Origin of the sequence: Arthrobacter sp. UYCu712 (assembly GCF_040547005.1) — a bacterium.
Classification (GTDB): Bacteria; Actinomycetota; Actinomycetes; order Actinomycetales; family Micrococcaceae; genus Arthrobacter.
The window spans coordinates 17,939-42,147 of the sequence record NZ_JBEPOZ010000031.1 but is presented as its reverse complement, the minus strand read 5'-3'; the positions used below and the strand labels follow the sequence as shown (position 1 = coordinate 42,147).

The 24,209-nt window shown below is 64.4% G+C and carries 31 protein-coding genes; 14 read left to right on the top strand and 17 right to left on the bottom strand.

Annotated elements, in window-relative coordinates:
• Nucleotides 1-322: histone-like nucleoid-structuring protein Lsr2 (locus ABIB51_RS20955; RefSeq protein ID WP_354191280.1), on the top strand; the 322-nt coding region annotated here is incomplete at its 5' end.
• 167 nt (nt 323-489) lie between these two features.
• Here the strand turns inward: ABIB51_RS20955 and ABIB51_RS20950 are convergent.
• A complete protein-coding gene (locus ABIB51_RS20950) occupies nt 490-744 on the bottom strand; it encodes a hypothetical protein (RefSeq protein ID WP_354191279.1) in 255 nt (84 codons plus the stop codon).
• Between the two features lie 266 nt (nt 745-1,010).
• Between ABIB51_RS20950 and ABIB51_RS20945 the strand changes: the two genes are divergently transcribed.
• A complete protein-coding gene (locus ABIB51_RS20945; RefSeq protein WP_354191278.1) occupies nt 1,011-1,568 on the top strand; it encodes a hypothetical protein in 558 nt (185 codons plus the stop codon).
• Between the two features lie 2 nt (nt 1,569-1,570).
• On the top strand, nt 1,571-2,119 hold the full coding sequence (locus tag ABIB51_RS20940; protein WP_354191277.1) for a hypothetical protein: 549 nt from the start codon (nt 1,571-1,573) through the stop codon (nt 2,117-2,119).
• Here ABIB51_RS20940 and ABIB51_RS20935 read toward each other — a convergent pair.
• Nucleotides 2,116-2,625, bottom strand: coding sequence for a mycothiol transferase (locus ABIB51_RS20935; protein WP_354191276.1), 510 nt, complete (start codon nt 2,623-2,625; stop codon nt 2,116-2,118). The two genes, ABIB51_RS20940 and ABIB51_RS20935, sit on opposite strands and share 4 nt — an antisense overlap.
• A 330-nt stretch (nt 2,626-2,955) precedes the next feature.
• Here ABIB51_RS20935 and ABIB51_RS20930 point away from each other — a divergent pair, with 330 nt between their 5' ends.
• The 3 genes from ABIB51_RS20930 to ABIB51_RS20920 are packed head-to-tail and all read left to right on the top strand — an operon-like array spanning nt 2,956 to nt 4,374.
• Nucleotides 2,956-3,237: an ATP-binding cassette domain-containing protein gene (locus ABIB51_RS20930; RefSeq protein WP_354191275.1), complete on the top strand. Its 282-nt coding sequence runs from the start codon at nt 2,956-2,958 to the stop codon at nt 3,235-3,237.
• A 58-nt stretch (nt 3,238-3,295) separates the two neighbouring features.
• On the top strand, nt 3,296-3,676 hold the full coding sequence (locus ABIB51_RS20925) for an NIL domain-containing protein (protein ID WP_354191274.1): 381 nt from the start codon (nt 3,296-3,298) through the stop codon (nt 3,674-3,676).
• Entirely contained in the window at nt 3,673-4,374 is a 702-nt protein-coding gene (locus ABIB51_RS20920; protein WP_354191273.1) for a methionine ABC transporter permease, read from the top strand. The genes ABIB51_RS20925 and ABIB51_RS20920 overlap by 4 nt, the downstream gene beginning before the upstream one ends.
• Before the next feature lie 210 nt (nt 4,375-4,584).
• On the opposite strand, the gene ABIB51_RS20915 is transcribed toward ABIB51_RS20920, so the two are convergent.
• A complete protein-coding gene (locus ABIB51_RS20915) occupies nt 4,585-5,874 on the bottom strand; it encodes an ISL3 family transposase (RefSeq protein ID WP_354191272.1) in 1,290 nt (429 codons plus the stop codon).
• 117 nt (nt 5,875-5,991) lie between these two features.
• On the opposite strand from ABIB51_RS20915, the gene ABIB51_RS20910 reads away from it, so the two are divergent.
• Nucleotides 5,992-6,687: a MetQ/NlpA family ABC transporter substrate-binding protein gene (locus ABIB51_RS20910; protein ID WP_354191271.1), complete on the top strand. Its 696-nt coding sequence runs from the start codon at nt 5,992-5,994 to the stop codon at nt 6,685-6,687.
• Nucleotides 6,688-7,025: 338 nt separating this feature from the next.
• Here the strand turns inward: ABIB51_RS20910 and ABIB51_RS20905 are convergent, their stop codons facing one another.
• The 7 genes from ABIB51_RS20905 to ABIB51_RS20875 form a co-directional block, all read right to left on the bottom strand.
• Nucleotides 7,026-7,292 carry a hypothetical protein gene (locus tag ABIB51_RS20905; protein ID WP_354191270.1) on the bottom strand — a complete coding sequence of 89 codons (267 nt, stop codon included), beginning with the start codon at nt 7,290-7,292 and terminating at the stop codon, nt 7,026-7,028.
• 88 nt (nt 7,293-7,380) lie between these two features.
• On the bottom strand, nt 7,381-7,629 hold the full coding sequence (locus ABIB51_RS20900) for a hypothetical protein (RefSeq protein ID WP_354191269.1): 249 nt from the start codon (nt 7,627-7,629) through the stop codon (nt 7,381-7,383).
• Between the two features lie 87 nt (nt 7,630-7,716).
• Nucleotides 7,717-7,965, bottom strand: coding sequence for a hypothetical protein (locus ABIB51_RS20895; RefSeq protein ID WP_354191268.1), 249 nt, complete (start codon nt 7,963-7,965; stop codon nt 7,717-7,719).
• Nucleotides 7,962-10,028 (bottom strand): TNT domain-containing protein, encoded by a 2,067-nt coding sequence (locus ABIB51_RS20890; RefSeq protein ID WP_354191267.1) that lies wholly within the window; start codon nt 10,026-10,028, stop codon nt 7,962-7,964. Before ABIB51_RS20890 ends, ABIB51_RS20895 begins: the two co-directional genes overlap by 4 nt.
• A 31-nt stretch (nt 10,029-10,059) precedes the next feature.
• Nucleotides 10,060-10,422: a DUF6507 family protein gene (locus ABIB51_RS20885; protein ID WP_354191266.1), complete on the bottom strand. Its 363-nt coding sequence runs from the start codon at nt 10,420-10,422 to the stop codon at nt 10,060-10,062.
• Nucleotides 10,423-10,431: 9 nt separating this feature from the next.
• Nucleotides 10,432-10,737 carry a pore-forming ESAT-6 family protein gene (locus tag ABIB51_RS20880; RefSeq protein ID WP_354191265.1) on the bottom strand — a complete coding sequence of 102 codons (306 nt, stop codon included), beginning with the start codon at nt 10,735-10,737 and terminating at the stop codon, nt 10,432-10,434.
• An 89-nt stretch (nt 10,738-10,826) separates the two neighbouring features.
• A complete protein-coding gene (locus tag ABIB51_RS20875; RefSeq protein WP_354191264.1) occupies nt 10,827-11,165 on the bottom strand; it encodes a hypothetical protein in 339 nt (112 codons plus the stop codon).
• A 206-nt stretch (nt 11,166-11,371) separates the two neighbouring features.
• On the opposite strand from ABIB51_RS20875, the gene ABIB51_RS20870 reads away from it, so the two are divergent.
• Genes ABIB51_RS20870 through ABIB51_RS20845 form a run of 6 tightly spaced genes read left to right on the top strand, consistent with a single transcriptional unit; the run spans nt 11,372 to nt 19,182 of the window.
• Entirely contained in the window at nt 11,372-11,635 is a 264-nt protein-coding gene (locus tag ABIB51_RS20870; protein WP_354191263.1) for a hypothetical protein, read from the top strand.
• Entirely contained in the window at nt 11,628-12,950 is a 1,323-nt protein-coding gene (locus tag ABIB51_RS20865; protein ID WP_354191262.1) for an EsaB/YukD family protein, read from the top strand. Before ABIB51_RS20870 ends, ABIB51_RS20865 begins: the two co-directional genes overlap by 8 nt.
• Nucleotides 12,943-13,980 carry a hypothetical protein gene (locus ABIB51_RS20860; RefSeq protein ID WP_354191261.1) on the top strand — a complete coding sequence of 346 codons (1,038 nt, stop codon included), beginning with the start codon at nt 12,943-12,945 and terminating at the stop codon, nt 13,978-13,980. Before ABIB51_RS20865 ends, ABIB51_RS20860 begins: the two co-directional genes overlap by 8 nt.
• Before the next feature lie 2 nt (nt 13,981-13,982).
• Nucleotides 13,983-17,933, top strand: a complete 3,951-nt coding sequence (eccCa, locus tag ABIB51_RS20855; protein ID WP_354191260.1) for a type VII secretion protein EccCa — start codon at nt 13,983-13,985, stop codon at nt 17,931-17,933.
• Nucleotides 17,930-18,307: a hypothetical protein gene (locus ABIB51_RS20850; protein ID WP_354191259.1), complete on the top strand. Its 378-nt coding sequence runs from the start codon at nt 17,930-17,932 to the stop codon at nt 18,305-18,307. The genes eccCa and ABIB51_RS20850 overlap by 4 nt, the downstream gene beginning before the upstream one ends.
• Nucleotides 18,304-19,182 (top strand): DUF6177 family protein, encoded by an 879-nt coding sequence (locus ABIB51_RS20845; protein ID WP_354191258.1) that lies wholly within the window; start codon nt 18,304-18,306, stop codon nt 19,180-19,182. The genes ABIB51_RS20850 and ABIB51_RS20845 overlap by 4 nt, the downstream gene beginning before the upstream one ends.
• Here ABIB51_RS20845 and ABIB51_RS20840 read toward each other — a convergent pair.
• A complete protein-coding gene (locus ABIB51_RS20840) occupies nt 19,179-20,525 on the bottom strand; it encodes a nucleotide-binding protein (RefSeq protein WP_354191257.1) in 1,347 nt (448 codons plus the stop codon). The genes ABIB51_RS20845 and ABIB51_RS20840 overlap by 4 nt on opposite strands.
• Nucleotides 20,526-20,613: 88 nt before the next feature.
• A complete protein-coding gene (locus ABIB51_RS20835) occupies nt 20,614-20,958 on the bottom strand; it encodes a hypothetical protein (protein ID WP_354191256.1) in 345 nt (114 codons plus the stop codon).
• 136 nt (nt 20,959-21,094) lie between these two features.
• Here ABIB51_RS20835 and ABIB51_RS20830 point away from each other — a divergent pair, with 136 nt between their 5' ends.
• Complete coding sequence (locus tag ABIB51_RS20830; protein ID WP_354191255.1) at nt 21,095-21,775, top strand: HAD-IA family hydrolase; 681 nt, start codon at nt 21,095-21,097, stop codon at nt 21,773-21,775.
• Between the two features lie 37 nt (nt 21,776-21,812).
• Here the strand turns inward: ABIB51_RS20830 and ABIB51_RS20825 are convergent, their stop codons facing one another.
• The 5 genes from ABIB51_RS20825 to ABIB51_RS20805 all read right to left on the bottom strand — a co-directional run bounded on the left by ABIB51_RS20825 (nt 21,813) and on the right by ABIB51_RS20805 (nt 24,106).
• Entirely contained in the window at nt 21,813-22,094 is a 282-nt protein-coding gene (locus ABIB51_RS20825; RefSeq protein WP_354191254.1) for a hypothetical protein, read from the bottom strand.
• Nucleotides 22,095-22,271: 177 nt separating this feature from the next.
• Nucleotides 22,272-22,691, bottom strand: coding sequence for an SRPBCC family protein (locus ABIB51_RS20820; RefSeq protein ID WP_354191253.1), 420 nt, complete (start codon nt 22,689-22,691; stop codon nt 22,272-22,274).
• A 273-nt stretch (nt 22,692-22,964) separates the two neighbouring features.
• Complete coding sequence (locus ABIB51_RS20815; protein WP_354191252.1) at nt 22,965-23,186, bottom strand: VOC family protein; 222 nt, start codon at nt 23,184-23,186, stop codon at nt 22,965-22,967.
• Nucleotides 23,187-23,246: 60 nt separating this feature from the next.
• Nucleotides 23,247-23,471: a helix-turn-helix domain-containing protein gene (locus ABIB51_RS20810; RefSeq protein WP_354191251.1), complete on the bottom strand. Its 225-nt coding sequence runs from the start codon at nt 23,469-23,471 to the stop codon at nt 23,247-23,249.
• Nucleotides 23,471-24,106 carry a hypothetical protein gene (locus ABIB51_RS20805; RefSeq protein ID WP_354191250.1) on the bottom strand — a complete coding sequence of 212 codons (636 nt, stop codon included), beginning with the start codon at nt 24,104-24,106 and terminating at the stop codon, nt 23,471-23,473. Before ABIB51_RS20805 ends, ABIB51_RS20810 begins: the two co-directional genes overlap by 1 nt.
• Nucleotides 24,107-24,209 lie beyond the last annotated feature (103 nt).

Genomic DNA, 24,209 nt, shown 5'->3' with positions numbered 1-24,209 from the left:
GTGTCTGCGTGCCATGATTCGTGAATTTCCTCCTGTGTCCATTCTCGGACACGAAACTCACACAAACACTGGACTTCTACACGGGGACCCAACCAACCTGAATGAATCCAACGCTGCGGAACTCCGTGAAGCCCTGCAACGCTTTACCCAGGCTGCCCGTAAGACTTCCGATGGCCGCGGCCGCCCGGCCGCTCGTAAATCTGGCGGTAGCGGTATCGACACCAAGGCTGTCCGCCTTTGGGCCATCGACAATGGTTTGAAGGTCAACACCCGCGGCCGTATCCAGTCCGACATCATCGAAAAGTACCAGGCTGCCAATTAGGCCAGCACCAGCCAGGAAATGGCTACCGCCTAACGGGTATCTGCCAAGACCAGGCTAAGACTCCACAAACATGATCAGGGTCGGAACTCATTTGGGTTCTGGCCCTGATTTGTTATGAAACCCGTATATCCGCGGCGAAAGATGCGCCGGCTGTCTGAAATGACTTCTTATCGAATTTCTTTGGCCCTCTGCTCCGGGGAGGTAACCGGCGCAGTTGCACCAGCCCGCACATCACAGCCGTGATAAAACGGCCTGACGATCGGCGGCAGTTTCATGCCGGCCAGACGCTTCACGGTCGGGGAAGTCACACGGTTCAGCTGCCCATCGAGGGTCACCTGCAGCCGTGCCGCGAGGATTTCCCGGCGCAGTGTTGTGAACACCTGGTCCTTGCGCGTTGGGTCGTACGTCCTGCGGTAAGTCACTGGTTACCTCCTTGCTGGTTCGATTCTGCACTGGCACTGGCTCAGCCGTCTATGGCACCGAAACTGCTACTGACGGCAGCAGTTACTCCGTCAGGGTCCCAATCGGATCTCAGACTCAGTCGCGCTCCAGGTTGCTTTCAAAGGAAGCCATATTCTCTAGATCCCTGGCACTCTATGCCATCGGGCCCGGAGCCTCTATTCTCTTGCCATGAGAGATGGGGGCAGTTTTTCGCGAGGGGAAGCGCGTCACCGCGTGCGAGTGGCTCATGACTGCTAATAGCACTCCGTCCCATGACAACTACGACGCATTCCTGGCGAGGCTTGACGCCGCCACGACAAGCCTGAGCACACGGGCGGGGTCACTGGATAAGGCGCTGGCGGCAGTCTCGTTGCTCCTGGGACCCTACGAATCCGCCGTCCGGAAATGGGAACTACGGCGTCTCCACGTCGACGAGCAGCTGTCCCGGCACTCCGGCTCGCCGCAGACGTACACCGCACTCAGCGAACTCCATGACGTGGCACTCAAGATGGAATCGATGCTCCGCGGCCGTGCCCAGCGAGTCAAGGAAAAGTTGTCCGTCATGCAAGGACGCCGCGAGGCAATCGACAAGTCGCTGCTGGAGCTTGAGCTGAGCAGAGTCAAGCTGAACTCGTCCCGGATGCTGTCACAGGACCGCGAAGAGTTGAGCGGCATCTTTTCTGAACTGGCCGGCTCCCCCGTTGCCACTGGGGCTATTCCCGACATGGGCCTGCTGAGCGATCTCAAAGAAGCACGCGAGGCAATCATCCTGGCTGAAGCGCTCATGGAAGTGAAGGGGTACTAATCATGGAAATTTCAAGGCGCAATCAGCCCCGCAAGGACACCGTGGCTCTTGTTCGTTGGTCAAAGAAGCCAGGCGAGAACCCCGTTATCAAGTTCATCATGTCCAGTATCTTCGGACTGATCCTGAGCCTGTTCCTGATGATCTTCCTGTCCGGCTTCAGAAGTTTCGGTGCCGTGGTCTTCTTCACGTTCTTCTTCGCCGCGCTTCTCACAGTCCGCACGGTCGGGGCGGAGAGGAAATTCATGCGGGGGCTGACCAAAAGGATCAATGACACGATCGCCGAGGTGACAAGTGACCCCGGCGACCAGCTGTCGGTTAAGCAGTTCAGGCACATGACCAAGAGCGGCGAAAAGCTTCCGCTCCGCGTCAGCGGAGTGCCCGGGTTGAACCTGCATGTGGCCCGGGCTTCGACGCTGGAGAAGAATGCCCCGGAGAAATGGGTGGCGGTCTTCACCGGGGTCCCTCCAGAGAACGGGACCGCCAGCTTCGACCGCCTGGTCGCGGCGGCAATCAATGCCGGCCCCGGGAGCACCGGCACAAACGTCGCCTAGCGCCCTGCCGGGTCCAGGCCCTTGGCGTACGCGGCCTGCCCCACGTGCTGGAGGCAATCGGCAATGGTGCTGACCAGCCGCACCCCGAGCGTGACGGGCGGATCCCAATGAGTGTCGACAATGCGGTCGAAGTCCTCATCGCCGAGGGTTGTCAGGAAATCCACGGTCTGACGGTGGACGGCGTCGTAGTAGTCCAGCAGGAGCTCCGGCGGCGCCTTCACGGCGTCGACCTGGCCGGTCGAATGTCCGTAACCGGTGTCGCGTTCGGCGAGCGGCAGATCGAAGCCTCCGACAAACCCTTGCGAGGTCCAGACTTGTTCCAGGCCGGCGGCGGAAGCCACCTGGGCGTCCTCCACGCGGCTGAGGTGCCAGATCAGCCACGCAATCGAGTTTCCGGTACCGGCGGGCCTCCGGATCAAGGCCTCGTCCGCGGCCCCTTCAAGCGTGGCCGCCACGGTCTCACGGATCCGCCCGAAGGCGTCCAGTAGCAGTTCGTTGGATTTCATCGGGTCCCCTTCACAGTGCTTAGTCGGCGCGTCCCCATGCTTGCACGGGGACCGCCCGCCCGGATAGAACGTGACGAAGCTCCTACCCTGCCGTGGACGGCGGCGGAGTTCTCGAATGGCCCGGCACTTCCTGACACCTCAGCCGCTTCCGATCGGCCCTCCCGAAATCTACAGAATTATCGGGACTCGATCGCGAGTACTTGGGGAGAAAATTCGGATTTGGCGCCGCCTGCCCCGTTGGCAGAATTTATACGGTGGGTGTGGACGATGTCCGCACCCCATTCATGCGGGAGCGCTTCCGTGAACATTCCACCCACCACAGGGAGCACCATGATTTCCGTATCCGGGGTCTCGAAGAGCCATGGCTCCGGGGCGACGGCGGTCCGCGCGCTTGACGACGTCTCGCTGTCCGTCGGCCGTGGCAAATTTTTCGGCGTCGTCGGCCAGAGCGGCGCCGGCAAGAGTACGCTGATCCGCACCATCAATTCACTGGAGCGTCCCGATTCGGGAAGCGTCAGCGTCGACGGCCGCGAGATGACCACCCTCGCCGGCACAGAGCTTCGCGAGGCACGCCACAGCCCTCGATCCCGAAACGACGCGGCAGATTCTTGACCTCATCCGCCAGCTCAGCAAAGACCTGGGACTGACGGTCCTGCTCATCACCCATGAGATGGACGTCGTCAAGCGGATTTGCGACTCCGCCGCCGTCATGACCGGCGGGCGGATCCTGGAGCAGGGGCCCGTGGAACAGCTGCTCACCACCGAGAAATCCCTGCTGGGCCAGGCGCTGTTCCCCCTGGGCGAGATCCCGGAGACGTCCAGCGCAATCGTTGAAATCACGTTCAACGGAGTCAAGACGGACCGGCCCGTCATCGCCCAGCTGGCGCGCAAGCACGGTATCGACGTCGGCATCCTGGGTGCCGCGGTGGAAACCATCCACGGACACCAGACCGGCCGCACCCGACTCGAGCTGCCCGGCGACAAGCGGACCGTGGCCGACGCCGTCGCCGATCTCCGTTCGCAGGGACTCTTCGTGGAGGTAATCAAGTGATCGACCGCAACGACCCGTACTTCTGGTCAGACCTCCTGGACACCATCCTCAAAGGCATGGGTGAGACGTTCTACACCGTGAGCCTGAGCCTCCTGTTCACGGTCGTCTTCGGCCTGGCCGCCGGGGTCCTCCTCGTGACCACCGAATCCGGAGGCCTGCTGGCGAAGCTCTTCGGCAGCCGGGCGCTGGGGCTCATCGTCAACAGGGTGCTGGACGTTGTGGTGAACATCGGCAGGTCCATCCCGTTCATCATCCCCATGATCCTGCTCATTCTCTTCACCCGCCTGCTGGTCGGGTCCTCTATCGGACCGACCCCGGCCATCGTCCCGCTGACCATCGCCGGCATCCCCTTCTTCGCCCGGCTGGTGGAGATCGGCATCCGCGAGGTGCCGGTGGGACTCGTCGAAGCCGCCCAGTCGCTGGGCGCCACCCGATGGACCATCCTGACCAAGGTCATGATTGCCGAGGCCGTCCCGGCCCTGGCCCTCGGCCTGTCCACCACCGTCGTCGGACTCATCGGCTATTCGGCCATGGTGGGCGCCGTGGGCGGTGGCGGCCTCGGGGACGTCGCCTTCCGCTACGGCTACCAGCGTTACAGCCCCGAATACATGTTCGGCGTCGTCATCCTCCTGGTCCTGCTGGTCCAGGTGTTCCAGTGCATGGGCAACTTCGCTGCGCGGCGCCTGTCCCACCGGTAGCTTCCGCCTGCCCCAGATTCCTTCCCCCATCACATTCCATTCTGCGAAAGAGTTCCAATCTTCCGTTCACACATCCTGAAGGGCGCCGCCACCGGTGTGGCCGCCGTCCTTGCCCTGTCCGCCTGCGGCGCGAGCACCTCCAGCGCGCCGGCCGAGACCATCAAGGTGGCTCTCCGTGGTTCGTGGTGATTTTCACTGCGCGGTGAATGTTCAGGCCGCTGTTCGGGCGGCGCTTCTGAGCATAATGCGGGTGGTGTAGTTTCGGCCATTGACGAATCCGCGTCCGGTTCGTTTCAGGTGTTTGATGGCGGTGTTGTTCGCTTCGACTTTCGCTGTGGTGGCGCCGGTGACGATGAGGACTTCGATTTCGTTCCACCAGCGGCACACGGTGCGCCAGAGTCTGGTCGTCTCGGGCTGGTCAGCTTCTTCGACGAGTTCTTGAAGCCGGGTCTTCGCGGCAGCGGCGTCTTCGAGCGAGCCGGTGCGCAGCAGCGTGCGGAGCTGCTCTTTGACGTTCCACGCTGCCTGCAGCCTTCCGGTCGGATCGTCGAGGTCGAAGACTTGGCTGAGTCGTTCGCTGCCCCGGTCTGAGAGTGTCTCACCGGCCCGGAGCAGGAGCCGGCGGTTGGCCCAGACCGGGTCGGTGGTGCGTCCGCGCCGGCCCTTGGTTTCCTGGGTCAGGCGCTGGCGGACTTCGGTGAGCATGTTGTTCCCGAGCAGGACCAGGTGGAAGGCGTCGACCGAGACGGCGGTGCGGGGCAGCCACATCCGCAGGGCCTTGCGGAACGCAGCCGACGGGTCGATCGCGACGACCTGCACGCCGAGCCGCCATTCAAGCGGGCGTTTGAACAGCCACTCGCCGACGCCCTTGTGGTCCCGGCCGTCGACCACACCGAGGACCTGCCCGGTGTCCAGATCCACGATCGTGGTCATCCAGGGCTCGAAGCGTGTCCAGGCATTGGTGGCGGGGTCCTTGAAGAACCGGACGGAACGGAACCGGTGCTCGTCGATGCCCAGCATCCGTGGACGCAGCCTGTCCACGTCCGGAAGCCTGGTCGCCGCCAAGTTCAGGGCCCGCTGGACCAGCCACCACGAAACGCCGTGCGCCGCTGCGGTCTCCGCGGCGGCCCGGCCGGAATCAATGACCGCGGAGACAAGCATGTTCCGCAGCCGGCGGGTGGAACGGGCCAGGCGCGGGACCTCGAGGGTGGCTTCGAAGTACGTCCCGCGGGGGCATTCTGATTCATCACAGAAGAATCGGTGCTTGGACCAGACGACTTCCACCGGTCCGGCGACGGGAATATCGCGGACCCGCTGGAGGCGCCGTGAGTGTCGGCGGGTGCCGATCACACCGCAGTCCGGGCACCCGGATTCGATGGTGCTCTCGACCAGGATTCTGCGCTGGCCGAAGCCCAGAATCTCGGTTGAAAGAACGCGGTAGTCAGGCCGGTTGAAGATGGCGGTGGCAGCGTCAGGGCACCGGGAAGTAAGCTCGGTCAAGGCTCGTAGTCCTGTCATCGATGAATGCGTCAAGAACATCCATCACAACAGGGCTACGGGCCCTTCACGTCTAAGACACGAGCCCCAATTCACCACCAACCACGGAGAGCCATCAAGGTGGGCGCCCTGGCCGTGCCGGCCGGGGACATGCTGAAGCATGTCCAGCGGGAGCTCGCTCCGAAGGAGGGCCTCACCGTTGAGTACAAGGAGTTCAGCGACTACAACACGCCGAACCCGGCCGTGAGCGACGGCGACATTGAAGCCAACCTGTTCCAGAACACCACGTTCATGGAGACGTACAACAAGGCATCCGGCAAGAACCTCGTCAGCGTCGGCAAGGTGTACCTGCCGCCGATGGCCCTGTACTCCAATGACGTGCCGAACCTGGAGGCCCTGCCCGACGGCGCCTCGGTCGCCATCCCGGATGATCCCACCAACGAGTCCCGCGCCGTGAAGCTGCTGGCATCCAAGGGACTCATCGAGGTCACCGAGAACCCGATCACGCTCAAGGATGTCAAGGCCAACCCGAAGAACCTCAAGTTCACGGAGATCGAGAACGCCAGCCTGCCGCAGGCGCTCAACGACAAGGACGCGGCCATCGTGACCCTGGCGTTCGCCCTTCCCGCCGGCCTGACCGCTGACAAGCAGCTGCTCGTCGAGGGCAAGGACAGCGCCTACTACAACGTCCTGGCTGTCAAGGCCGAGATGAAGGACGATCCCCGCGTGCAGAAGCTGTACAAGATCCTGACGTCCGAGGACATGAAGGACTTCCTGCAGACCAAGTTCAAGGGCCTGGTAATCCCGGCCAGCTGATTGGTTCCATCCCCACCTCGGGCCTTCCGGCCTATTCCGGGAGGCCCGAGTGGTTTAACGTGAGCTCGCCTGGTTCCTGCGGCCAGGGTTCGCCCGTTCATCTGTCACGTAGACCCGCCATCCCGCACGTGGCCTAACGATGCCAACTTCGTCTGCGCGAAGAGCGCGATCCTCAAACCAGTTGAAGTGGCCGAGACGCTCCGCGGCAAGGATGGTCCGGACGCCATTCTGGCCGGTGTCACTCATATGTGCAGGCTCCCCGTCTCCGTGCCGTTTATCAGAATGTTTGTTTGCGGCATGTCCTGCCGACGCACTCGTGGGTGACTGGCTAATGAATCCTATTGGTGTGCTCTCCGGTGGAGTTCCATCGATATGTCTGTCCAGAGCATGCCGATAAAGAACACACAGGCGTCGCCTTCGTTGTCCCACCGCCGCAGATCATCTTTTTCGCCTCTTTGCCCCACAAAGGTTTCCCAACTACCGTCATCGGCTCGCATGATGCATGCACATTCTTCTCTAAACTCACCGATCCAGTAGGCTTCTGGATCGATGCCGGCCTGCTGAAGCAAATATTCCAGCTCAGCGACGTCCGTTGGAATCATCATGGTGTGACCCTTTGTTATGAAAACTTTGTCCTGCAGCTCGTTGAGCGGCTTACCTGGATATGCCGAGTACGTATATCCTGACCTGGCGCTAAATAAGATCCGTGATTTCGGTCCAGAGCATGCCGATGAAGAATACGCAGGCGTCACCTTCGCTAGCCCACCGTCGGAGTTCGTTTTTCTTGCCTCGTTGCCCCACAAATGTCTCCCACATACCGTCCTCGGCTTGAACAATGCAAGCACAGTCATCGGCGAAGCCACCGATGGAATAGGACATCGAATCGATGACTGTTTGCTTTAGCTGGTATTCAAGCTCCCCGACGTTCATTGGAATCATCATGGTGTGACCTCTGGTTATGAACATTTGTCCAGCAGCTAGGTGACTGGCATACCCGGATATACCGGGCAAGTGCGACTTGACCTGGCGCTAAATAAGATCCATGATCTCTCCCCAGAGCATGCCGATGAAGAACACGCAAGCGTCGCCTTCGTTGTCCCACTGTCGGAGATCGTATTTCTTGCCTCGCTCGCCCCGGAAGGTTTCCCACGTCCCATCCTCGCTTTGAACGATGCAAGCGCAGTCATCGGAGAATTCACCGATGGAATAGGCCATGGGATCGATACGAGTTTGCTTCAGGTGATATTCGAGCTGGCCAACGTTCACTGGAATCATCATGGCGTGACCTCCCTTATGAATCCGTTTCTCAACAGGTCTCCGATCGTCAGGTTCGTAAAGTATTGGGTGGCACCTCCGGCTTTGCCGAAGGCGGGCGCTGCAGGCCCTGCCCACGCTGGAATCTCGTGGAGGACTTCGTATTGATGGTATCCATCCCGGCGCCCGAATTTCTCCAGGCTGAAGTCCGGCAGTGCACGGTCGGGAAAGTTCTCTCCCGCCGGGGACGTAAATCTTCCCCAGATTGGGCCGTAGCGGTCAATGACATGTCCGGGTTCGAGAACCACGGCGGTTCTGGATTCCGGGGAGAGGAATCCGTCGGGATGCAATTGGTCGTCAGGCCAGGCTTCTGAGCGGATGACCGGGGAACCATTCGGGCGGGTTCCGTTGGCATACAGATCTGCATAGCCCTCGCGGGTTCCCCCGTTCCACATTTTGAAATCTTCCGGTATTTGGTGTGTGACCACGGGGGCTTCCGCACCGAGACCCGTCTTTCCGCTCTGTTTGGGGAAGGTAAGTAGTTCAAGGTCCGCGCGTGGGTGCTCCAGCGCGGCGGTGTGTATGGCGCTGCCGTCCGGCGCGTAGTGGGCGATGCCGGTCGTGTCTAGTTTCACTACTTTGCTTGCTGCCCCTGCGAGCTCCGGCTGATCCGTCGGGGAATGGTCGATTGGGGTGTCAGCGATTTGCTGGTCCGAAGGGGCAACGCCCCCATCGGCCTTGTCGTCGGCATGAGCCGGCGCAGCATCCGCAACATCGTCAGCAACATGAGCCGGCGCAGCATCCGCAACATCGTCAGCAACATGAGCCGGCGCAGCAACACCGGGCGTCATCTTGACCTTCATGGCTGCCAGCGCGTCCATGACCTTGGCGGTGGTCTGGGGCATCACAAGGTCGGCTACCTTCACGGCGAAGGATCCGGGTTTGGCCAGGAAGGCCCCCGTCGTGCTCAAGCCGTGGGCGGCGCCGCCGAAGATTGGGGAGAGCTTGCCAAGCCGTGCACTGTCCGCTGCGGCGTTGCCGATCTTTCCGGCAGTTGATCCAGCCTTGCTGGCGACGGTTCCGGCCTTGAGTCCGATGCCGGCTCCCCCCAGAAACAAAGAGGCCACACCGAATATGTTGGCGCCGGCCGCCCAGCCCGGGTTTGTCTTGGCCTCGTCCTCGTGGATGGCGGAAGACCATACGGCGCCCAGGTCAATCGATGCCGGGTTGGTGACCAGCGTCTTGATGCCCTCGATGGCGCGGTCGTGCTTCGTCTGGTTGCTGACACCGGGAATGAGCGACCACACCCCGTCGACGAGCATCACCAGGCCTGAGCCGAAGCCCTGCAATTCGCCGATGACGCCGTTGGGCCGGTACGCGACGGTGTCCAGGCCCCACGGGTTCTGGCTTTCCTCGTCCTGGATGCCGAAAAATGTGCCGGCATTGAACAATCCCTCGGTGATCCAGTTTCCGGAGCTGAGGTCGGCGTGCTCGATTCGCTCGGACCGGTGGGCCTCCGCCCCCGAGACGGTTGCGATCGAACCCGCGCAGCTGTCCTGCGCGTTCAGGTACTCGGTATGGATTGCCTTGACCTCGGCGGCGAGCTCGTCGTGGCGGGCCGTAAGGTCGGCGTCCCCGGACCAGTGCTGCTGGACCTGGCTGATCAGCTGCTCGCCCTTGACCATCGTCGTCTTCTCAACAGAGGTCGGGAACGCGTTGATGTCCGCGTCGAGGTCCCGCACGCTCCGGCCGTAGGACTCAAGGCGCTGCCGCAACTCCCGGCAGGTGGAGGAAAAAGTACTCAAGGCCGTGGATGTCAGCTGCGCGTCGCTGGCGACCCTCGCCGCGAGGGGCGAGACCTTCCCGAACGCGGCCAGTACCGTCGGGGATTCCTCCGAGACGTAGGAGCCGCCGAGCCCGGACCAGGTCCGGGCAGCGGCATCCAGACCGCTACGGAAGGATGCCGCGTGGGTGGTGAGATCGTTGGCTGCGGTGTCGAGGGAGTCAACGTCGGGCAGCTGGAACCCTCCGGAGGAATTCAGACCCGATGCCCCCACGGCCGGGTAAACCTCTGGCGATAAGCCCATGTGGCTTCAATCCTTCATTTTTCTGGTGGTTTTATTGCGGCACGGGCCGGTGCCCGGCCCCGGGCAGCGCAGCCGGCGTGCCCGCCTGCGCAGCGCTCTGCTGGGCACTGGCGGCCATCTCCAGGTCGCCCTGGACGTAGAAGTTGATCGCCTGCACCGTTGAGGAGAGGATCGTACCGGTCCGGGTCAGGGCCTCGTTGGCACCCGGTCCCAGGCTGTTGGTGACGACGTCGCTCAGGGCCGCCACCACCACCCCGCCCGGAATGGAGGAGGCAGCTAGCATCAGGGCCTGTTCCATCCCTGTCACGGCAGGCTGCACGCCCTCGGCCTGGGCCGCCGTCGCCCGGATGGTGGCTACCGAGGAGGCGACGTCAATGTTCCAACTGCCGCTCATACCTTGGCCCTAGCCGATGCCTTGGACGGCGTTCCGTGCCGAGCTGATGGCGGTCGACGCCGTCTGGTCGTTCAGGCCCAGCGTGCTCTTGACCAGCGCGATGATGGCCTTCGTTTCGTTCGCGGCCGCGTTCCAGCGGGCCTCGACCGCCTGGTACTCGGAGTCCACGCCGTCGGCGCGGAAGTCGGCCATCGCCTGGCTGACATCAGCCTGGCGCTGCCCGATCAGGGACTCCACCTGCGCTGCGAGGGCCTGGATGTCGCCCTGGACCTGGGCCGAGACGTTTGTATCGAATGCAATTCTGTTAGCAGTCATGATTCAGCAGGGCCGGACCGGCCCCAACTCCATTCCGTAGATTGAACAGCTGGATTGAACAGCGGGTTACCAGGCGGCGGAGGCGTCGCTCAGGCACGGCCCTGGAAACGGGCCCCATCGAAGTTCGCTGAGCCCTCACTCTGGCGGGCGTTATCGCTCGCTGCCAGATCGCCCTGCTGGAACGCGGTGTTCATCCCGCTCTGGCCTTGGACAATGCCGGCCAAAGCAGCATTCAGCTCCGAGGCCACCAGATCGGAACGGTTCTTGAATCCATCAAACGCCGCCTTGCCGGCACCGCTGAAACGGCCCTCCAGCGGAGTCACAGCATCTACAAAACGGCGGACGAGCGCACCAAGGTCCTGGTTCGCTGAATCGGTCTGCCTGTTCAGGTTCCCGACAGTTTCCGCGCCCATGTCAAAAATAGCCACAAGATTCCCCCACAATCACTATTTATCCGGTTCGGTTGCCGACCGCGGCCAGCAACGCGCACTCTCCAGCATGGTCAACTGGCAGCAATATGTCCAGTCGACGCATAAAATAATGGCGGGTCGGTCTTTGACTTGCAAAGGGCTGTCCAATCCGGGGTACGTTTATCTGTGCCGATATTTGCCGTACATGGGGAGCGGGAACACACGTGGCTGAAGATTATGACGCCCGGCTGTTGGAATCGGCCAAAGTCCGAAAACACAGGCTCGATGACGCCCTGCTGTTCGGAAAAAACCGCCAGGAGCGGAGCTACTCCACCAATACGATGCGGCTGATGTACTCCCTCCTCATCGCGGCCCTGATAGCGGCAATCTGCGTGGGCTTCAGCTTCGTCCAGCACCTGCTCAATGAGCGCGACGCCCCTGCCGCCGTTGCCTTGCTCGCCCTATGGACGGATACCCTGCATGTCTAACGCTCTGACCAGGATCACCGTCATCGCCGATCACCGGCATCTGGACCTGCGTGTACCCAGCGACGAGCCGATGGCATCCCTGCTTCCCCAGATACGTGCGCTCGTCTTCGATGGTGTCGAAGACGTCCGGGACTCGTCGGCTCCGACGGTCCTCACCACGGCTGTCGGAGTGGTCGTTGAAGCTTCCCAGTCCTTACGGGCTGCCGCCGTCCCCGACGGCGCGCGCCTTTACCTGCGGGACCAGGGTGCCGTGCCGCCCTCGCCTGAGGTTTACGACGTCGCGTCGTTCGCGGCGGAGTCCACGGATCACTCCCCCATGCTGTGGGCCGGGCCCCTCCGTGCTCCCGGCCTCGCTGCCGTTGCGGGCTTGCTCATAGCCGGCAGCGGGAGCGCTGCGGTGCTGCAGCAGCACTCGTCCGTCCGGCTGATGTTTGGCCTGTCGCTGGTGGCCGCCTTGCTGCTGGCCGGGGCCCTGCTCGGCCGGTTCCGGTCTATGCCCGGAGGCGTTTCGGTCTTCACCGCCGGTTGGATTGTGGGGATCCCCGTCGCGCTCACCGCGGGGAACTACCCGCCGGGACCGATCGTGCTGGCGGTTACCATCGTGGCCCTGGCCGCGGCGGCCTTCGGCACGCGCCAGCACGTTCCCTTCGCTGCGGCCGCCGGGCTGCTGGGAGTCTTCGGGACGGTCTGGTGGGCTGTGCAGCAGAGCACCGGGGATGCAGCCCTGGGCGCCGCTGTCACCGGTATAGCCGCTGTGCTCACGCTGGGAATCGCGCCACGGCTCGCTACCGTTTTGGCCGGATTGAACGGGCTCGACGACGACCAGCGCCAGGGGGTCCGCCCCCACCGGCAGCGCACCCTCGATGCCTTCCACCGCGCGCACCGGACTCTGGCCGGCTGGTCCCTGGCGTCCGCCCTGGCGGCATCCGTTGCCGCCGTCGTTGTCTGCCTTGCGTGGGACCGGGCGGTTTGGTCCCTGCTCCTGGCTGCGGCTCTCCTGGGCTCGGTCGTTTTCCGCGGTCTGTCACTGCCCGTCTTCTGGCAGCGCGTCGCAGTGTACGCGCTGGCCGCAGCGGGGCTGGTCGGCGTCACCGCCGTCGTTTCGATCCGGCTGCATCAGCCTGCGTACCTTCTGATCCCTGGTGCGGTGGGTGCACTGATCCTCGTCGCGGCCCAGGGCGCTGTCCGCGAGCAGGCCGGGGCCAGGCTCCGCCTGCTCGCAACCCGGACCGAGGCTGTGTGCGTTTTGGCAACCATTCCACTCGCGCTGGGTCTTTCCGGCACCTACGAACAACTAGGACGCACCTTTGGCTGAGCAATCCCGGACGGGTTTCCCCCTCGCACCTCAGGCGCTGCCGACCGCCGGCAACCGTTCCGCGACCGGATTCCCCGGCATGGCAGCGCGCCCCCAGGGAACCGGGGAAACCTCCCGCGCGGCTGAAGAGGACACTCCCAGGCTTCCGCCTGCCAACGCATCCGGGTCCCCGTTGTGGCGGCCTCCGTCCGCCTCCGGCCGAAAGTCATCCGGCGATACCTGGTGGGAACGGCTCCGGTTCGAAATGTCGGATGCCCTGACCTCCGGCGCGCTTTCTGAACGCCTGGTCCGGGCGTCCACGGCCGTCGAAGCGCCGATCACCACCGGGCGAAGGATCGTGGTGGTGGGCGTCTCCGGCGGGGTAGGCACCACCACGGTGGCCGCCCTTTCAGCCAAGCTGTTCGGCAGTATCCGGCAGGAACCCGTGATGGCAATCGACGCCACCGATGAATCCGGACGGCTTTTGCACTATGCCGGCGCTGACAAGGATGCACTCTTGTCAGCAGCGGCCGTGAAGTTGCGGTCACAGCCGGTCCGGACGCTGCCCGACGTCGTCGGATCGGCGGCCGCCTGCGGCAACCAGGTTTTCGCCCTCGGACGACCGGAAGTCCCGGCGGCCACGAATCACCCCATCGGCGCCACCGAATGGACAGACCTGTCCGCCATCTTTTCGCGGTTCGTTGCGGTGACCGTGGTCGATGCCGGGGCGTCCCCGCGCTCCGGGCAGACCACCGCCCTGCTGGAGACGGCGCATGCGGTCATTGTGGTGGCCCCCGATACGGAATTCGGCACTTCCAGGGCAGCAGCGGTCCGGGCCGCGCTCTCTGCATCGCATGCCGGCATTCCCGTCGTCACGGTGCTGACCAGCATCAACAGTCCGATCGGGCGGGCCGAGGACACCGCCGGGTTGCCCTTCGACCGGCACCTTGCCGCAGGCGGTCCGATCAGACTCAGCCACCTCGGTGCGCGGACCCGGATAGCGGCGACGGAGATCGCCGGCTCGGCGCTGTCCGCCGCCAACGGGCGGTAACCATGACAACCAGGATCATCCACCGTCCGGCACGTACCGCCCTGCCTGAATCTCCGGCGTCGTCCGCGGTGCTGGACGCACCTCCCCAGCTGCCTTCAGGCGGTGGGGGGATGAACATGCTGGCGCTTGTCCCGATGCTTGGTGCCGCCACATCGGTGACGGTCATGATGCTTTTCCGGGGATCCTCCCTGGCGGGGATCGGCGCGATCATGATGGTGGTCACGGTTCTGGCGTCGCTGGCGCTCGTTTTTTCCCAGCGCGGGAAGGCCTCGCGGCAGCGCGCCCGGAAACGCCGCCTCTACATGGATTACCTGCGCCGGCAGCATAAGGAATTCGAGGCCGAAGAACGCCTTGCCAGAATTTCCGCCAACCGCAGCCACCCGCCGGCGGGGCAACTGCTGGAACTAATCGTTGAGAACCCGCACCGGCGGTGGGAAAGGCGCCGCACCAGCCCCGACTTCCTGCTCACCCGCTTTGGGACCGGGGTGGTGCCCCAGCGCGCCATCTCCGTCCAGGACAGTGGCGACGCCGTTGAACGGCCGGACACGTTTATGCTGGCCGAGGCAGAACAGCTTCGCCAGCGTTTCGCGTCAAGTCCGCACATGCCCCTGACGCTGCCGTTGGCCGACGTCTCGAACGTCTCCATCATCGGCGACCGGGAAACAACGCTCGCGGTCTGCCGAAGCATCCTCGCCCGCATTGCAGCGTCGCAATCCCCCGAGGACGTGGAACTGGCAATCGTGGTGGCCGATGACCGCCGCGCGGACTGGGAGTGGATCAAGTGGCTCCCCCACGTCCTGGACCGGACCAATCAGCCGCGACAAGCCGGCACCCACCGCGAGATGGCCCGGCTTTTGGCCACCAGCTTGGATGTCCGGATCGCAGCAGTGGCCAGTGCGGCACGGAATTTCCAGCGGCTGCCCGCCGAGGCGCTTCCCCGGCTGGTCATCATCACCGATCTCCCCGGCGACAACGCCCGGCCGCTCCCGGGCCTGCCCGCCGACATGTCGCTGTCCGACCTCGCCGTGACCCGGATCTGCCTGCTGACCGACCAGAAGCAGGAGCCGGACAGTGTGGACCTGCGGCTGGTCCTGAACGCCGGCGGCGTCACGCTGACGAACGCTGCCAGCGGCCACACCGTCACCGGACGGGTGGATGAGGTTCCGCCGGCCGTGGCCGAATCCATTGCCCGCTCACTGGCGCCGCTGCGCCTTTCGGAGCTGTCCCATGAGTTCGGCGAGCACAAGGCATCGCGCAGTTACGCGGAGTCCATGGGGCTGGACGGCTACACCGCGGAGGCGGTCCACAAACTCTGGGACACCCCGCGCGGGCCGGATTTCCTGCGCGTCGCCGTTGGACTGGATGAGGACGCATCCCCCGTTTACCTGGACCTGAAGGAACCTGCCAAGCAGGGCATGGGACCGCATGGCATCTGTGTGGGGGCCACCGGTTCCGGCAAGTCCGAACTGCTGCGAACACTGGTCCTGGCCCTGCTAACCACGCACTCGCCCGAAGACCTGAACATGGTGCTGGTGGACTACAAAGGCGGCGCGACCTTCGCACCGTTTGCGGACGCACCCCATGTCTCCGGCCTGGTCACCAACCTTGTCAGTGACGCCAGCCTGGTCGACCGGATCCACGCGAGCTTGTCCGGCGAGGTGGTCCGGCGGCAGGAGCTGCTGAAGTCCGGCGGCGACTTCGCCCACATCGACGACTACCGCAACGCCCGCCAACGCACCCCTGACGATCCGGCACTGCGGCTTCCCCTGCCCTACCTCTTCGTCTGCATCGATGAATTCGGCGAGCTCCTCACGGCCCGCTCCGATTTCATCGATCTCCTCCTCTCGATCGGGCGCATCGGACGTTCCATCGGGATCCACTTGCTCCTGTCGAGCCAGAAGGTGGAATCCGGGATGCTGCGCGGGCTGGAGACCTATCTCGCCTACCGGATCGCGCTGCACACCAATTCCGAGAGCGAAAGCCGGACTGTCATTGATGTTCCGGATGCTTACCATCTTCCGAACACGCCCGGCCACGGCATCCTGAAGGTCGACACCACGGTGTTCCGACGCTTCAAGGCCTCCTACGTCTCCGGACCGCTGCCCCTTCCGGCCGGCGAGGACGACGTCCCGGCCGGAGCTAAGGCCCCGCCCGTGACGGTGTTCGGCTTGCGCCGCCCAGGTCCCGGGGACCAGCCGACGCCGGCCCTGCCCGCCCCGGATTCGTCCTCCGGCGCCGGAGACTCCGCCGACGGCCCCACCATCCTGTCGACGCTGGTGGGCTTTGCGTCCGGCACCAGCCCGATGACGCCGCCGGTGTGGCTTCCGCCGCTGCCCGTCTCGGCCTCACTCTCTGCAACAGGGGCAGCGCTCAGCCTCACCTCAGCCGGGCCCCGCCTCGAGCAGCCCTCGCATCTTTGCCCCGCTGTGGGCATCCTGGACGACCCGTCACGCCAGTGGCAGGGACCCTGGCATCTGGACCTCACCGCAAGAGGCGGCAACCTGGCGGTGATCGGTGCACCGCAGAGCGGCCGCAGCACAGCAATCCGCAGCATCGCCGCCGCGCTGGCCCTCAGCCACAGCGTGCAGGACGTCAACCTGTACGGCATTGACCTGCTCGGCAACTCACTGACCGGCCTGGCCGGGTTGCCGCACACCGGCGGCGTCGCCGGCCGGGGAAACCGGGAGTACCTGCGCCGCACGGTCGAAGAGGTGCATTCGCTGGTCAACGCACGGCAGGACGTTTTTGAAGCGCAACGCATCGACACGGTCAAGGCCATGAGGTCAGCCCGCGCGCGCGGCGGGCTCCCGGAGCTGGGCTGCACGGATCTCTTCCTGCTCATCGACGGTTTCGGCGCCTTGACGACGGAGTTTCCGGAGATTGAAGAGCTGGTCCACGACATCATGACGCGCGGCAGCACCTTCGGCGTTCACGTCGTCGTCACGGTCCGGACCTGGTCTGAAATCCGGATGACGCGGCAGTCGCTCATCGGCAACCGGATCGAACTCCACGTCTCCGATCCGGCGGACTCCATCGACCGCCGGCTGGCCTCAACTCTCGGTGCGGGCCGGCCGGGCCGGGCGCTCACCCTGGAGAAAACGATCGGCCACTTTGGCCTCACCTCCCTGGCGGACCACCCCGACCCGGATGCTGCGGCCGCCGAACTCGAACAGCTGTGCCAGGTTGTCAGCAGCGGCACCTCGGACTCTGCGCCCGCAGTCAGGGTGCTGCCCGCCGTCGTCGGCTGTCCGCCTCTGACCGGGGCCACGTCCGACGTCGGGCTGGGACTGCGGGAGCAGGACCTGGCACCGGAATGCCTGGACCTCTTCGGCGCCGACCCCGGACTCCTCGTCTTCGGAGACCCGGAAACCGGCAGAACCAACCTGCTGAAGACCATCGCCTCCCAAATCATGGCCACTTATCCGCCCGGGGACGTCATTTTCGCAGTCTTCGATCCCCGCCAGAACCTGCGGGACTTCATTCCGGAGGATTACCTCGGCGAGTACGCTTCCAACGCGATTGTGGCCGCCCGCCTGGCCGAGTTCGTTGCCGGCCAGATCGAGGTGCGGATGGGTGACGGCAGCCACCCCGCCCTCACCGTTCCGCGGATCGTCCTCCTGGTGGACGACTACGACATTCTCTCCGCTTCCGGGAACCAGCCCCTGAGGGCACTGGCCGCACACATCCCGGCCGGCGCGGACGCCGGTCTGCATGCGGTGGTGGCCAGCAGGATCAGCGGTGCCGCCGTCGCGATCCATGATCCCTTCCTCAGCGCTATCAGGGCAGCCGGCGGTCCGGTGGCCTTGTTCTCCGGGGAGCGGTCTGAAGGTGTGATCGCCAACGGCGAACGACCCGTCCACCTGCCAACAGGCCGCGCCCGGTTCCTGCGGCCGGGCCGCCGGCCGCTGGTAGTACAGACGTACCTGCACGAAGAGAAGGACGAGTCAGCATGAGCTACGATTTCCACCTGGTTGCCGCAACCGACCCCAGACAGGGCGACTTCGACAGGGTCTGTGCGCTCCTGGAGGACAAGTTCCTGCTGGACCAGGCCGGCGGGTCCGGGCACCTGATCCTCACGCTCCAGGAGGAACAGCTGGCTTTGGTTTCAATGCCCAGCCCGATTGATCAGGAGGAGCTCCTTCGGGTCTTCGGGGCGGAGGTCGCGCAACAGCTCGGCGGTACCGCCTGGGTGTCCGAGGTGAACTGCCCTGAGGACAAAGACACTGCGGAGGCCGCACGGATGTTCCTGATGCTTGCCGTGTCGGAGACCCGCGGACTAGTCATCGATCCCCAGAGCAACGAGATCCTGAATGCGCTGGATTCATGAACCAGGGGCTGCCTTTGCACTTCATCCCCGCTCCCGGAGCGCGGCCGTGGAAGACCCGGTCCCTGGCGCATGCCCTCACGGAGCTTCCCCCCGGCTCGGTTCCCGCTGTGGCTATGCTCCGGGAAGCCCGGCCGAGCTACGGCCTGGTCGCATTTCTCAAGGCAACAGACCTCGTGTGGGCACGGCCAACGGACGACGGGGAGGACCTGGAAAATGCCCTGAACGTCGCTCCGGAAGGTGCATCACCCCTGGCCGGGGGCAGCGTTGCCGTCACCGGAAGCGTCCTGCACCCGGCCGGCCACACAACACAAATCGGCGCGTACACCGCCCGCATGCTGGAGCCGTTCCAGGTGCGCCCGTCCAGGGCGGGAGATGCCGAGCCGCTCGGGTGGACCTGGGACGTTGACGGGATTACCGGCTGGTTCCAGTCACATATGCCGTGGTCAGCCCTGCTCTTCTCCGGCGAACACGTCACGGGCCTGCTGACCGCGGTGCGGACGGCGTCGGGCGTGGTGGAATCCTTTGACGCCCTCATCACCAACGGGTTTCCCGTCACCGACAGTGTGCGGTCGGGCGCGATTGCCCAGGCCGCGGCCCTGAACTCGGTGGACTTCACGCTGGAGCGCCATTTCGGGGCCGACGCTTCTGGCGTCTATTCAGGTGCCGACCAGTTCCGGGTGCCGCTGGCAGCCGTGCTGGGACCGGATCTTCTGAAGTCCGTGGACGTCGCCGTGCCAGAGGCTGAGGGTGTTGCGCTGGAGCGGCTGGGGTTCCGGCCCTTCCAGCATCTGGCCGTGCGGTTTCCGCTCGTCGAGGCCTGGGACGGAGGCAGCGGGCGCGCCCTGCGCCGGCAGCTGCTCCAGACGCAGCCCTAGACGTACCCGTCGACGATCGCGGCGGCGATCTCCTTGTAGGCCCGGCGGGTGTTGTCCGAGAGCTTCTCGAGCGAGATCCTGTCCCCATCCGCGACACCGCGGTCATGCGGGACGGTGATCAGCCTGCGGCAGTAGCCCGAAAGATGCTCTTCGATGGCGCGCTTGTCCACCCGGTTGGACACCTGGTCCTTGTCAGTGACCACCACGATCGCATTCCGTGCCAGGTTCTCGTAGCCATGGCCGGCCAGCCACTGCAGGGTGTTTCGCGCGCGTTTGGCGCCGCTGACGGCGTAGCCCGAGGCTATGACCAGGTTGGTGGCCTTGGGCAGCACGCCCGCCATCGCGGGATGCGAGACACCCGTGCCGCAATCCGTCAGGGTGACCGAATAGTACTGCGACACAAGCTGGTGGATCTTGGAGTACTCGTCCGCGGTAAGGGCGTCGGACAGAGCCGGGTCCTGCTCCCCCGCCACCAGGTGCAGCCGGTTGGCGTGGTGCATGTAATCGGTAAGCGAAGTCAGCGACTTGATGGCGTCGATGTCCCGGACAATGTCCGTTACCGTGCGCGGTTTGACCTTCTGGTACAGCATCTCCCCGAGCGCACGCTCCGCGAGGTCCCCGCTGTCCGGGTTCGCATCGATGGCGCAGGGGTGGTCACCGCGGTATTCGGCCAGGATCATGCCGACGCCCACCGTGGTGGACGTCTTTCCGATCCCGCCCTTGAGGCTGAGGATCGCCGTGTTGAAGCTCCCGGAAAGTGGGCGGGCGATCCGCCGCTCGAGCTCAGCCTCGTCCTGGTCCTTGGCGCTGGGCCCCAGATTGACGAATCCTCCGGTCGCTGCGTAGAGCGCGCCCCTCACCCCGGTGGTCGGCCGCGGCCGGTCCGGCCGGACGAACTGCGTCTCCACATGGGGTGTCCCATAGGGTGACGGTGAGTCCTCGGGCGCTTCCGCCGTCGTCGGATCGCCGGGCTGGACCGGACCCATCCGGGGAAACGCTTCCCGGGCGGGAGGCAACACATGTGCCGCGCCGGGGCTGGAGGCCCGCACCGAGTCGGGGGAAACTGCCTCGGGCGGCGGAGCTTGAGCAGAATCCTCGGACAGCGGGACGTCCGGAACGGCTCCTGCGGTGCCGTCCGCCAACACCTGGAAGCGCCCCTCTTGACCATTGGAGTGGTCGACCGCATGCGCGATTACGGGCGCACCCGAGCTGCGGGCGTACTCGGCCAGGACTGCGATGGCTGCCGAATACGGGTCCATTCCCGGCGGCGGAGATATCTGCTCGCCCCCGACTGTAACCTCGCCGTCAGCGAAAACCTCCACACGTGTGGCCCCCAGTTCCATCACTGCACTCCTCAAATACGGTGCGCGCCACGCGGCGCCACCCCAGCGATACTAACCGGTCCGTGCGGCGCGGTCATGTCATGCCGGACTAGGCCCCAATTCTGCTCGAGTCCGGGAGGCTCCCGAGGAACGCAAAAATCAGAGCCAGGTAGACGATGAAGAACACCAACCACAAGGTGAACAACCCGATTCCAATCCAGCCGAGCACTCGCCCCTCAGGCGCCGGAACCCCGAAAGCCTCAGCCTTCTTCGACCGGGCTATCGCCAGCGGCCCGAACAATGCACCCAGGCTGAAGATGGCCAGGATGCCGAACACAGTGGCCAGTCGGGCGTGCCGCATGCCTTCCATGTACCAGCGCATCTGCCCCATCGTCACAGGCTGCTGATCAAAGTTCAGATACGCGTGGTGTGGTCCGTGCTGGCTGATCGACATGGTTCCCCCTGGTGTTCAGTGGCGCTTGTGAATGTAGCTGTCACAGCATATGGGGGCGGCTGGCGGTAATTGTGCTGATCGCAGTGTGCGTGCGTCACACTCCCCTGCCACGCACGGGTTGGGCCATGATTGGACCATGTCTATTCCCGCCCCCGCTGTTCCACGCACCCTCACCTGCAGGGCTATCCTGTTCGACATGGACGGCACGCTGGTGGACTCCACACGCATTGTGGAACAGGTGTGGACTGAGTTTGCGGCCCGATACGGCCTGGACTGCGCCGAGATCCTGCGAACCTCCCATGGAGTGCAGGCCATAGACACCGTCCGCCGGTTCGCCCCGGCGGGCGCGGACGCCACGGGGCTTGCGGCCGAGCTCGGTGCCATGGAACGCGTCCGGACCTTGGGGATCGTGGCGCTGCCCGGGGCCGCGGAGCTCCTCAGCATTCTTCCCGGCAACGCCGTTACCCTGGTGACCTCGGCCGATCGGATCCTGGCAGACATCCGGATGGAGGCGGCCGGCCTGGCCATGCCCGCGACCGCCGTCACCGCTGACCTGATCACCCACGGCAAGCCGCATCCCGAGGGGTATCTGCGGGCGGCCGAACTGCTGGGTGTGGCGCCGGCGGAGGCCCTCGTGTTCGAGGATGCGCCTGCGGGGATCGCGGCCGGCCTGGCTGCAGGCATCCGCACGGTGGCGGTAGGACCGAATACCGGCCCGCTCCCCGACGGCGTCCTCCACATTAATGACTACAGCTCTGTCTGCGCCACGGTGGAGACCGACGCCGATGGCTCCCCGACCATCTCAATCCGGCTTTAGCTCGCACGGGCCTGTTCTCCCCCAATATTCGGGCGATTCAGACGAGGGCCGGGCGCCGCGCGAGAATGTAGTCCACGGCTGCAGGTCCTCTCATCCGCAGCCCGGGGCGGATGAAGCGCCGCGCTACCCGCCGTCGTTCGCTGAGCCCATGCCCCCGCATCGCCGACCAGAACGCTTTGGTAGATTGTGGCTCCTCATGCCGGAGGAGGCACCAGCTGATGTACAGCCCGTAAATCTCGTCCTCGGCCAGGCCAACGTTTATGTCCGCGTTCGTGGCGATGCAATCCGCGAGGAAGTGGGCATAGTCCGATGTTGTCATGTGTCTGAACCTTCTTGTTGCGGGGCCCAGCCGGCCGCACTGGCGTGCGGTTGCCGGCACTGGACTCAAGAAAGTTCGATGCGGCCATGGCTGCGGATGGGTCCTGGCCATGATCTGTTTGGTCTTCCGGCTCCGATTTTGCCGTGCCGATCTGGAGCCGGTAGCCGGAGGGGTTGCTCAGCCGAGCGTTTCGGCACGCACTTTCACGGCGTCGACATATTCGGTGAATGACGGGCCCTTACCGCGTACGCCGTTCCCGAACAGCGGGCGGAGCGGACCGCTAAGTTCCTCCCTGACACGCAAGTGTGTCTTCTCTCCATCGGGATTCAGCTTGAACGTACGAACGCGGGTAAGAAGGCCGAGGGGGAGCCGGGAGGTCCATGTCAGCACCTCGCCTGTGACCTGCTCGACGCGCAGGCGGTTGAGCCGTCGGCCGCCGGAATTGGTCTGTATCCGGATAGTGCCGCCGTTTCCGGTCACGTCTTGGATATCGGTGGTGCCGGAGGCAAAAACGGTGTAGTTGCTGGCATCGGTGATGATGGACCACACGGTGGAGTTGCGGGCGTTGATCAGGGTTTGAGCCTCGGATGATTTCATAGCCGCCAGAGTATTTGTCCATGTTGAATGAACGTCCCGATTGCGGGTCCGCGCAGATGAACGCGACATGTCCGTTCCCTTAAGTCGTTCCTGCGGGTGAGCCTCCGCCGACGCCGGGAGTCCAGCAAGCGGGCCGCCATGCGGGCCCTAAAGGGGGCCCGTTCACACGCTTGAATTTTCCCTTGACTTTCGCCCTGAAGCGGACAAACGTGGGGTTCCGAGGCAGCGTCCCCGGTCCTCAGATCGGCCGGGGGGACGACAAGGAAGAGCCTGCTAGGTGCTCCACGACGCGGCACGCTCCCGGGTACTGGCCATCCCGCCGACGTCCTGGCCGTCGAGCTTGGCTATCAAGTAGCGGCCCGGTGCTCCCGGCGGCATGGCGTCCTCGAACGTCCAGCCGAAGATTCCGGCATAGAAGTCAGAGGCCGCTTCGACGTCAGGCTGTTCGGTGTCGATCCAACACGGAACGCTCGGCGGGTAGGTCCGTTGCGTCATGTCTCGCTCCCGTCCATGGACAAAGCCTAGCGAGCCAGGATCCGTTCGGGTACCGCACAGTCAGTGCCGCGCGGTCACCAGCAGGTCTCCCACCTGACACTCCAGCACTTCACAGATTGCCGTGAGAGTGGAGAAGCGGATTGCCCTCGCCCGGTCATTCTTGAGCACGGACAGGTTGACCAGGCTCACACCGACGTGCTTGCTGAGCTCCGTCAGAGTCATGCCCCGTGCAACCAAGAGTTCATCGAGGCGGCAGTGGATGCCTGATGAATCGTCCGTCGGCATCAGACCAGCCCTTCCGTGTCTTTCTGGAGGCGGCTGCCGTACTGGAAGACGCCCGCAACGAGCACCAGGACCAGACCAAGTATCAGGGGTCCGAGATTGATCTCGGCCGCGAAGACGTGCGCACCCGGTGTGCGCCCGTTCGCGACGATCATTTCCGCCACCAGGCTCAGCGCCCACCCGTCCATGACCTGGCCAACAGTTCCGGCCAGGGTCAGAACTGCGCCGCAGGCACCCACGATCCAAACGGACCCTTTGGTGAACAGAATGGCACTGCGGAGCCGGTAGGCCAGCAGGAAGACCAGTGCCAGTATGGCCAAGACGCCGATCTGGTTGAGCGTCGCTCCCCAAGCCAACAGCTCCGCGGGCCCGGCCGGAAGTTCAGGAATCGTGGCTTTCAGCGCCGTGTAATGTCCAGTGGATTCCAGTTCCAGCCCGGTGACTGGCTGGTGCGTCGCGGCTATGGGAAGTTCCAGTGTCACCGGGCCGGCGAAATAGCCGATGACCCCGGCGACAGATAGATAGGTCGTCACGGCCGCTGCCACGGCAGAGGCGATCATGACCAGGATCGCGTCGGCCCTGGAGACGATCTTCATCCTGTCGTTCTGCGGCCGGCCGGTGTCTTGTGTCAGCTTCATCGTTCCCCAAAGATTATCGACATTCGTTAATAACGACAATCGATAATGTAGCTGTTCCAGCCGTGCTGGTCAACGGCAGTCCTCCGCAGATGCGGTCCGCGGT